We start from the raw sequence: 6,472 nt of genomic DNA on the forward strand, positions 1-6,472 counted from the left end.
GCATTGCGCGAGCGGGGCGCCTCGCCCGCGCCGTCAGGCTTCGCCGCGGGACGGCGCCGCGCGGGACGCGGGCGTCGCGCGGGCCCTGCGGGCGCGGCGGCCCAGGATGTTGAGCCCCTCCACCGCCGCCGAGAAGGCCATCGCGGTGTAGATGTAGCCCTTCGGCACGTGCGCCCCGAATCCCTCGGCGATCAGCGTCATGCCGATCATGATGAGGAAGCCGAGCGCCAGCATCACGACCGTCGGATGGGCGGCGATGAAGCGCGAGAGCGGGTCGGCCGCGAGCAGCATCGCGCTCACCGCGGCGAGCACGGCGATCACCATGATCGCCACGTGGTCGGTCATGCCCACCGCCGTGATGATGCTGTCGATCGAGAAGACGAGGTCGAGCACGAGGATCTGCGCCACCGCGGCGTTGAAGCTGAGGGGCGCGGCGGCGCCGGCCTCGCCCTCCCCCGGGTCGGGATCCACGTTGTGGTGGATTTCCTTGGTCGCCTTCCAGAGCAGGAACAGGCCGCCCGCGATCAGAATCAGGTCCCGCCAGGAGAAGGCGTGACCGAGGATGGTCACGACCGGCTGGGTCAGGTGGACGATCCAGGCGACGGTGCCCAGGAGGGCGAGCCGCAGGCCGAGCGCGAGGCCGATGCCGATGCGGCGGGCGGCGGCCTGCCGCTCCGGCGGCAGCTTGTTGGTCAGGATCGAGATGAAGATCAGGTTGTCGATGCCGAGCACGACCTCCATGACGACGAGGGTCGCCAGGGCCGCCCAGGCGGCCGGGTCCGCGGCCAGCTGAAGGAGGGAATCCACGCGTCAGTCTCGCTCTGTCGGGTTGGGGCAGGTTCAGGGAATGAGAGAGGCGCGCGGCCGCCGCACCGGCGGTGGGGCGTGGATCCGCACGCATCCCGGCACGACGCGGATATGCGCCGGCGTCCGGGTGGTGATCTCGCCGTCGGTGTTCACCGGACGGGGCTTGCGCGTGTGCAGGACCACCTCGGTGGTCTGGAAGGCGCGCACGTCCGCGGCCTTCCCCTGCGTGCCGCGCCGCAGGGCCGGCAGCAGCAGCAGGAGCCGCCACCAATGCTCGACCTCCAGGCTGTAGAAGTTGAGCAGCCCGTCATCGACGCTGGCATGCTCCTCGACGGTCATCCCGCCGCCGTAATGCCGGCCGTTGCCGACCGAGACCTGGATGGTGCGCACGGTCTCGGTGACTCCGTCGTGCTCGATGCGCACGGTGAAGGGCCGCGCCCGGCGCAGCAGCCGGAAGGCCGCGAGCGCGTAGCCGAGGGTGCCGAAGCGCCGCTTCAGGTCGGCGGTGAGCGCGCCCGCGAGATCGGCCGAGAAGCCGACGCTCGCGACGTTGAAGAAGTAGTGGCCGTTGACGCAGCCGAGGTCGATGGCCCGCGACGGCACGGTCGCGATCACCCGCGCCGCCTCGACCGGATCGAGGGGCAGGTCGAGGCTGCGCGCGAGGTCGTTCGCGGTGCCCAGCGGCAGGATCCCGAAGGGAAGGCGGCGCTCCGCCAGGGCCTGCGCGGCCGCGTTGAGCGTGCCGTCGCCCCCGCCCAGGATGACGAGGTCGATCGCGTCGGACGCCTCGCGGATGAGGTCGCGGCAGTCGCGATCGGGGGAGGGCGGCGTCACCGCCTCGATCCCGCCGCGCCTCAGCTCCGCCCTGACCGCCCCGAGGTCGAGCTGGCCGTTGCGCGCCTTGGCGTTCACCACGAGGAGCGCCCGGCGCAGGCGATCAGGGCCGGCCATCGGCGCCTCCGCGGTGACACCGGCGCGGGTCATCGAAACATGGGCCGCTCACGGCGAGCGCCCTCCCGTGCGATCGTGCCGCGTCAGCACAAAGGCAGAGAAGGGGTCCGACATCACGGTCGACGCCTCGACCGCCAGAGGGGCCCGGACCCGGGTTCCTCCACAGGTGGGGTTGTGCATCGCGTTGACAAGCCCCAGCGCCACGCTTCCGCGACTGGCGAAACCTTCCGGGAACCGTCACCGTATCCTGCGACGTTTTCGTGTCGACCTCGTCTGTCCGGGTGCCGCCATGCCTGCCCCCCGCCCTTCGGCCCTCCTCGCCGGCCTTCTCCTGAACGCGGCCGCGCTCGCCGCGCCCGCCTGCGCCCAGCAGGCCAAGCCGAGCTGGGTGGATCCGCCCTCCAAGGCCGAATCCCCCAAGGCGGATGCCCCCGCCAGCGCGGCGTCCGGCCAAGCGGCGGGGAAGGCTGCACCGGCCAAGCCGGTCGCCGGGGCCGAGAGGGCGGGCCCGTCGCGCAAGAGCGCCGCCGCGGCCGAGCCGGCCAAGCCCGCGCGCCGGATCGCGCAGGAGGCGCGGCCGGCCGAGCCCGCCGCCCGGCGCGCCCGGGCCGAGGCCGCCCCGCGGCGCGAGGCGCCGCACCGGCCCGTTCGCCTCGCCATCCGGCCGCAGCCCCGGCCCGAGCCCGCAGCCCCGGCCGCGCCCGCCTCGGACAGCCGCGTCTACGGCTGGGCCGTGGCCGCCCAGGACCTGACGCAGGACTATTTCGCGACCCTGTCGCAGCCCAACCGCGTCTCCCTCGGCACGCAGACGCGGTTCTACGCGGACCGGGTCGTGTTCCACGGCCGGCCGATGACCCTGGCGGCGGTGATCGCGGAGAAGCAGCGCTTCTTCGCCCGCTGGCCGGAGCGCCGCTATCGGGCGCGGCCGGATTCCATGCGCACCGCCTGCAACGCCGGGATCGCCACGTGCCAGGTCGACAGCATGGTCGATTTCATGGCGATCAATCCCGAGCGCGGCGCCCGCTCGCAGGGCACCGTCGCGGTGCGGATGGCGGTGAGCTTCGCGGGCGGGCGGCCGGTCATCGTCGCCGAGACGAGCCGCGTCCTGTCGCGCGAGCGCGTCGCCGCCGCCGGGGAGTGAGCGCGTCTGCGCAACCCACCGCATCGGCCGCGCCCTGTCGCGCCGCGGCCGATGCGGTAGGATCGCGCGGCCGCGCCTTTCCCGGTCGAACCGGCTTGGAATGCGGCGGAAATCCGGGGTAGACGGACGGTCATGACGTCGCGTGAGAAGGTGCAGGCCTTGATCCGGGCCGAGATCGATCGGCAACGGCCCGTCGAGGTGGCCCGGCGCACGCTCGAACTCCTGGCCGAATCCTCGGTCCGCGCGATCGACGCGGCGCCCGGCTACCGGATCGTGGGCCGGGACGGCGCGCCGCGCATGCGGCGCGGGGAGGGGGCGGAGGTCCCGCTCACCCTGGCGGACCTGTTCGACGAATTGCGCCGCCAGCATCCCTCGCTGTTCCTGGCCGGGCCGGCCGCGCCACCGCCGATGGCCGTTGCGGCGCCCCCGCCGGCCGAGGCCGCGCCGGTCGCGTCGCCGCTCCCCGAGATGCCGCGCATGCCGGCGGCGGTCAGCCGCGACTGGATCAGGCTCACCCCGGAAGAGGGCGAGGCGGGACCGGCGCCGTCCGCCCCCTCCGCCGAGCCGGCCCCGGCCCCAACTCCGGCCCCAACTCCGGCCCCAACTCCGGCCTCTGGGCCGGCGTCGCCGCGTCCCGCCCCATTCTGGCGCCGGGGCGCCGCGCGCCTGGGGAATTGGGTGGCGGCGCGGGCCCGCGCCCGGGCGGAGCGCCGAGGCGCGGCCCGCCTTCCCGCCCCGGCGCCGCCCGCGCCGGCGGGCGAGGGGCTCAAGCCCGCGGTCGCCCGCCCGACCATGCAGGTGCGCCGCCGGCGCGGGCGCGGGCCGCTCTACGCTGCCCTCGGCCTTCTCCTCGCGGCCGGCGCCGGCGCGTGGCTCTATTCCGGCGGGGATTCCGCGCCCTCGCCGCCGGCGGGCGGCGCGCCCTCCTCGAACGCGGCCCGGCGCACCACCACGGAGGCGAAGATCGCCGCCAATGCGCGCCGGGAGCCCGGCGAGACCGGCACGCTGGTTCCGGGGGAGGGCGCCGCCCCGAAGCCGACGTCGTCCCTCGCCGGGGTGGCCGAGGTCGTCGACACCGCGACCCTGCGGCTCGGCGGCCGGACGCTGCGCCTGTTCGGCGTCGAGACCGCGAAGGGGGCGCAGCCCGAGGACCTCGCCACCTATCTCGCCGGGCGGCCGGTGGCCTGCCAGGCATCGGCGGGCGGGGCGAGCTATCTCTGCAGCGTGGACGGGCACGACCTGTCGGAGGTGGTGCTCTACAATGGCGGCGGGCGCGCCACTGCCGAGGCGACCTCCGACCTCCTCGAGGCCGAGCGCCACGCGCGCACCGAGAAGCTCGGCATCTGGCGCAAGTAGCGGCGCGAGGCCGGCGGGTCGCCTCACGGCGCGCCCTGCATGATCCGCCGCGCCGCCCCGTCGAGCGCGCGCAGGCCGAGCACCAGGTCCGACTCGGCGGTGTCCTCGGCCCAGTGATGGCTGATCCCCCCGATCGAGGGCACGAACAGCATCGCGGCCGGCATCGCCCGGGCCATGTTCTGCGCGTCGTGCCCGGCCCCGGACGGCATCGTCCGCCAGCCGCCCGGGCAGACCTCCTCCGCCGCCTCCGAGAGGGCCCGCATCAGGCCCGGATCGCAGGCGGCCGGGACCGCGCGGGAGACCGTCACCAGTTCGACCGCGCAGCGCTCGCGCCGGTTGCTCTCGCGGATCAGCGCCCGCAGCTCCGCCTCCATCCGCTCCAGCACCGCGGTCGAGACGTCGCGGAACTGGAACAGCACCTCCGCCCGCCCCGGGATGATGCTGGGCGCCCCCGGATCGAGGGCGATGCGCCCGGTGGTCCAGGTGCTGGCCTCGCCGCAGACGCGCGGGAAGGCGGCGTCGATGGCCGCGAGCAGGCGCACGGCGGTGAGCCCCGCGTCGCGGCGCTCGGCCATGGTGGTGCCGCCCGCGTGGTCCTGCCGGCCCTCGACGACGATCCGGTACTGCCAGATCGCCACGATCCCGGTGACGATGCCGAGATGAAGGCCGGCCCTCTCGAGCTGCGTGCCCTGCTCGATGTGCAGCTCCAGGAAGCCGCGGTAGCGGGCCGGATCGAGGCGCAGGCGCGGCCGCCCGGCGAGGCCGGCCCGCTCCAGCGCCGCCCGCAGGGGCGTGCCGTCGGTGCGGTTGCGGGCGCCGTCGATCTCGGCCTCGCTCACCTCGCCGAGCGCCGCGCGGCTGCCGAGGAAACCGACGTCGAAATGGCCCTCCTCGTCCGCGAAGGCGCAGACATCGACCGGGAGCCCCGCCCGGGCGAGGGCGAGCCCGGCCACGACGCCGAGCGCCCCGTCGAGCCAGCCGGCCTCGTTCTGGCTCTCGATGTGGCTGCCGACCAGGAGGTGCGGCCCCGGCCCGGGATGGCGGCCGAGCACGGTGCCGAGCCCGTCGATCGTGGCATCGAGGCCGCACTCGGTCAGCCGGTCGGCGAGCCAGCGCCGCGCCTCCATGTCCTCGGGCGAGTAGGTCGGGCGATGGACGCCGGTCTTGAACCGGCCGATGGCGCGCAGCGCGTGCAGGTCGCGCAGGAAAGCGTCGGTGTCGATGGCCTGCGGCATGGCGATTCCGTCTCCGTTCCGTCGTCCGGGGTCTTGGTCGCCCGGGGTCTTGGTCGCCCGGGGTCTTGGCACCGGGCGCGCTCGCATGCTTGATGCCTAACGCCGCGCCGGCCCCCTCCCAAGCGGGAGCACGCGCGGCCGGGGCGTGCGCCGGGGGCGCGGTGCCGACCCTCTCCGTGCCGGGCCGGCGCGTTGGTCGAGGGCGCGCCGCGTCGCGGGGCGCGCATCCGGTTTCGAGTGAGGAGGGTGGATCCGATGAGGGACTTCTCGCAGCCCGGGCGCTCGCCCGTCTACGCCGCCAACGCCGCGGTGGCGACCTCGCATCCGCTCTCGACGCTGGCGGCGATCGAGGTGCTGCGCGAGGGCGGCAACGCGGTCGACGCGGCGATCGCGGCGGTGGCGGTGCAGGGGGTGGTGGACCCGCTGATGACCGGGATCGGCGGCGACTGCTTCGCCCTCTACCTGCCGAAGGGCGCCGAGCGTCCGATCGCGCTCAACGGCTCGGGGCGCAGCCCCGCCGCGGCGGAGGATTCCTGGTACCTGGAACGCGGCCTCACCATCGAGCCGACCTCCCCGCATGCCGTGACGATTCCGGGCGCGGTCGCGGCCTGGGACTGGCTGGTGCAGCGTCACGGGACGCGCTCCCTCGGCGACCTCCTGCGGCCGGCGATTACCTGCGCGGAGGAGGGTTACCCGGTCCAGTCGCGGGTGGCCTGGGACTGGGCGCGCAACCGCGAGCGCGTCGCCGCCGATCCCGCTTCGGCCGCCGCCTACCTGATCGACGGCGCCGCCCCGGCGGCGGGGGCGATCATGCGGCATCCGGCGCTCGCCCGCACGCTCCGGCGCATCGCGGCGGAGGGGCCGCGCGGCTTCTACGAGGGGCCGGTGGCGGACGACATGGTGGCGACCCTGCGCGCGCGGGGCGGGCTCCACAGCCTCGACGACTTCGCCGGGACCGCGCCCGAGGAGGTCGTGCCGGTGA

General features: G+C 75.2%; 6 protein-coding genes (1 of these 6 only partly in view). 3 read left to right on the forward strand and 3 right to left on the reverse strand.

The features are described from left to right. Positions 1-33 precede the first annotated feature (33 nt). Both QA634_RS12910 and QA634_RS12915 read right to left on the reverse strand, forming a co-directional pair. Positions 34-807 (reverse strand): TerC family protein, encoded by a 774-nt coding sequence (locus QA634_RS12910; protein WP_012332397.1) that lies wholly within the window; start codon positions 805-807, stop codon positions 34-36. 33 nt (positions 808-840) lie between these two features. Further along, positions 841-1,758: a lipid kinase gene (locus QA634_RS12915; RefSeq protein ID WP_012332398.1), complete on the reverse strand. Its 918-nt coding sequence runs from the start codon at positions 1,756-1,758 to the stop codon at positions 841-843. A gap of 289 nt (positions 1,759-2,047) precedes the next feature. Between QA634_RS12915 and QA634_RS12920 the strand changes: the two genes are divergently transcribed. Then, the gene (locus QA634_RS12920; protein ID WP_012332399.1) at positions 2,048-2,899 is read left to right on the forward strand and encodes a hypothetical protein; all 852 of its coding nucleotides are present in this window, start codon (positions 2,048-2,050) and stop codon (positions 2,897-2,899) included. Between the two features lie 132 nt (positions 2,900-3,031). Then, complete coding sequence (locus QA634_RS12925) at positions 3,032-4,255, forward strand: thermonuclease family protein (protein ID WP_012332400.1); 1,224 nt, start codon at positions 3,032-3,034, stop codon at positions 4,253-4,255. A gap of 23 nt (positions 4,256-4,278) precedes the next feature. On the opposite strand, the gene QA634_RS12930 is transcribed toward QA634_RS12925, so the two are convergent. Then, entirely contained in the window at positions 4,279-5,490 is a 1,212-nt protein-coding gene (locus QA634_RS12930; protein ID WP_012332401.1) for a Zn-dependent hydrolase, read from the reverse strand. Between the two features lie 255 nt (positions 5,491-5,745). Between QA634_RS12930 and QA634_RS12935 the strand changes: the two genes are divergently transcribed. Continuing rightward, on the forward strand, positions 5,746-6,472 hold the start of the coding sequence (locus tag QA634_RS12935) for a gamma-glutamyltransferase family protein (RefSeq protein ID WP_012332402.1). 851 nt of this gene lie beyond the right edge of the window; the window shows 727 of its 1,578 coding nt (coding positions 1-727); the start codon lies at positions 5,746-5,748; its stop codon lies beyond the right edge, outside the window.

The sequence above is a fragment of the Methylobacterium sp. CB376 genome (genome assembly GCF_029714205.1).
In the GTDB taxonomy this organism is placed as follows: Bacteria; Pseudomonadota; Alphaproteobacteria; order Rhizobiales; family Beijerinckiaceae; genus Methylobacterium.